This is a genomic window from Sphingopyxis sp., assembly GCF_016463645.1.
Classification (GTDB): domain Bacteria; phylum Pseudomonadota; class Alphaproteobacteria; order Sphingomonadales; family Sphingomonadaceae; genus Sphingopyxis.
The window spans coordinates 1-2,179 of the sequence record NZ_JAEMQX010000244.1; the positions used below are offsets into that span (position 1 = coordinate 1).

The following is a 2,179-nucleotide window of genomic DNA, read 5'->3' on the forward strand; positions in this document are numbered from 1 at the left end:
TCGAACTTGTAGGTCCAGCGGCCATAATAGGTCATCGTCCGGCCGCCGAACTTGCCGAAGCCGTCCTCGCCCTTCGCCGCGACGAAATCGGGGTCGTTGATCAGGAAGACCGCGACCTTGCCCTTCAGGTCCTGCCCCTTGAAATCGTCCCAGCCGCGCTCGGGCGCGCTGACGCCGTAACCGACGAATATCATCGGCGCCTTCGCGACGACGGCCTCGCTCTTCGGCTGGAGCGTCGAGACATAGATGTCGGTGCCGAAGGTCAGCGGCGTCGCCGCGCCCTTGCGGTCGAAGCCGAGCGTCGTCGGCGTGCCGAGGCGCGTGTGGAGCAGCGGCACCGGCTGCGTCCAGCCGCCGTCCGTGCCCGCGGGCTCGAGCCCCAGCGCCTGCAACCGGCCGATGAGATATCCGGTCGTGCGCTCTTCGCCGACGGTGCCCGGGGCGCGGCCCTGAAACTGGTCCGACGCGAGCGTGCGCACGGTTTCGGCAAGATTGGCGGCGTCGATGCCCGGCTCCGCCGATGCGGGCGCGGCGATGGCGGCAAGGACGAGGGCGGCGATGATGGGACGGGGCATGGAGGACTTTCTGTTCGTCAGCGGTCGAGGCAGCGTTGGAGATAGGCGCGCGCGCCGCCGAAGTCGCGCATTTCGATCGTCATCGGAGCGGCGCCGCCGATGCTGAGGGTCAGCGTCGGATCGGCGGGGAATTTGTCGAGATTCTCGACATGGCCGAGCGCGATGTCGTGCCACATGCGCCCCTCGCCGATCGGATAGCTCGTCACCTCGACCTTGCCGTCGCCGATGCCGGCGATCGCGAGTTTCGCCTCGCGCGGCTTCAGTTCGCGGCTCTCGTCCCTTTCGGGCGGTTCGGGGTCGCCCGCGCGGGCGCGGTCGGAAATGGCGAGCTTCATGTTCGACGTGTCGCTCGCGACCGAGAGCATCCAGCTGCGTTCGGCGTCGGCGGGATCGGTCCAGGTGACGCCGCACTGCATCTGCCCGCTCCACGGCGGATCGGCAGGGGTTGCGGCGGACCGGGCGGCGAGGAGCAGGAGAAGGGCGGAGAGGCTCATGGGCGGGCTTTCGGCTGTTTCCGGGGGCAGCCTAGGGGCTTTCGGGTTGCAATTGAAGCACATGGGCGTGTTTGAGCGCAAGAAACGGGGCGCGGCGGCCGCGCCGCGACGCCATGATCGCGGCATGACGACCGATCGAAACACCACAGGCGCGCCGGCGGCGACCGACGCACTCGGCGAAACGCTCGACCGCGAAGGCTGGGCGGTCCTGCCCGGACTGATCGACGCCGCGGCATGCGGCCGCCTTGCCGCGCTCTATGATGCGTCCGCGGGATTTCGCAGCCAGGTCCATATGGCGCGGCACGGTTTCGGCCGCGGCGAGTATCGCTATTTCGCCTATCCGCTGCCCCCGCTGGTCGAGGCGCTGCGCGCGATGCTCTATGCGCGGCTCGCGCCGCTCGCGAACCGGTGGCACGAGCGGATGGGGATGGCGGTGCGCTTTCCGCCCGACCACGCCGATTTCCTCGCGCGCTGCCATGGTGCGGGACAGCGGCGACCGACGCCGCTGCTGCTGCAATATGGCGCCGGCGACTATAATTGCCTGCATCAGGACCTGTACGGCGAGCATGTCTTTCCGCTGCAGGCCGCGGTGCTGCTGTCGGCGCCCGGCGAGGATTTCAGCGGCGGCGAGTTCGTGCTGACCGAGCAAAGGCCGCGGATGCAATCGAGGGCCGCCGTCGTTCCGCTGGCAAGGGGCGATGCGGTGGTGTTTGCGGTGAACGCGCGGCCCGTGCGGGGAAGCCGCGGCGATTACCGCGTGACGATGCGCCACGGGGTGAGCGCGATCCGGTCGGGACGGCGCCACACGCTGGGAATCATCTTCCACGACGCCGCGTGAGCGCCCTCAATCAGCCAGCGAGGCGATCAGATTGTCGCGCAGCTTCGCGACCGATTTCTGGACGTCGAGGAAGCTGTCGCCGAGCCCGGTCGCGTCGAACAACTCGTTGCCGATCTCTTCCTTGCGCAGTTCGCTGCCCTTCGGGGTCAGCCGGATGCGCACCTGGCGCTCGTCGGCGGGGTCGCGGCGGCGCTCGACGAAGCCCGATTGCTCGAGCTTCTTGAGGATCGGGGTAAGCGTGTTCGATTCGAGGAACATCTTTTCGCCGAGCT

3 protein-coding genes and 1 pseudogene are annotated in these 2,179 nt (G+C 68.6%); 1 reads left to right on the forward strand and 3 read right to left on the reverse strand.

What is annotated here, in order from left to right:
* A pseudogene (locus tag JHC57_RS22120) lies at window positions 1–575 on the reverse strand (peptidase M20); the annotation flags it as partial.
* Between the two features lie 17 nt (window positions 576–592).
* Window positions 593–1,069, reverse strand: coding sequence for a hypothetical protein (locus tag JHC57_RS22125; RefSeq protein WP_294032716.1), 477 nt, complete (start codon window positions 1,067–1,069; stop codon window positions 593–595).
* 124 nt (window positions 1,070–1,193) lie between these two features.
* Between JHC57_RS22125 and JHC57_RS22130 the strand changes: the two genes are divergently transcribed.
* The gene (locus tag JHC57_RS22130) at window positions 1,194–1,907 is read left to right on the forward strand and encodes a 2OG-Fe(II) oxygenase (RefSeq protein ID WP_294032717.1); all 714 of its coding nucleotides are present in this window, start codon (window positions 1,194–1,196) and stop codon (window positions 1,905–1,907) included.
* 6 nt (window positions 1,908–1,913) lie between these two features.
* Here the strand turns inward: JHC57_RS22130 and JHC57_RS22135 are convergent.
* On the reverse strand, window positions 1,914–2,179 hold a 266-nt coding region (locus JHC57_RS22135), incomplete at its 5' end, for a MarR family transcriptional regulator (RefSeq protein ID WP_294032718.1).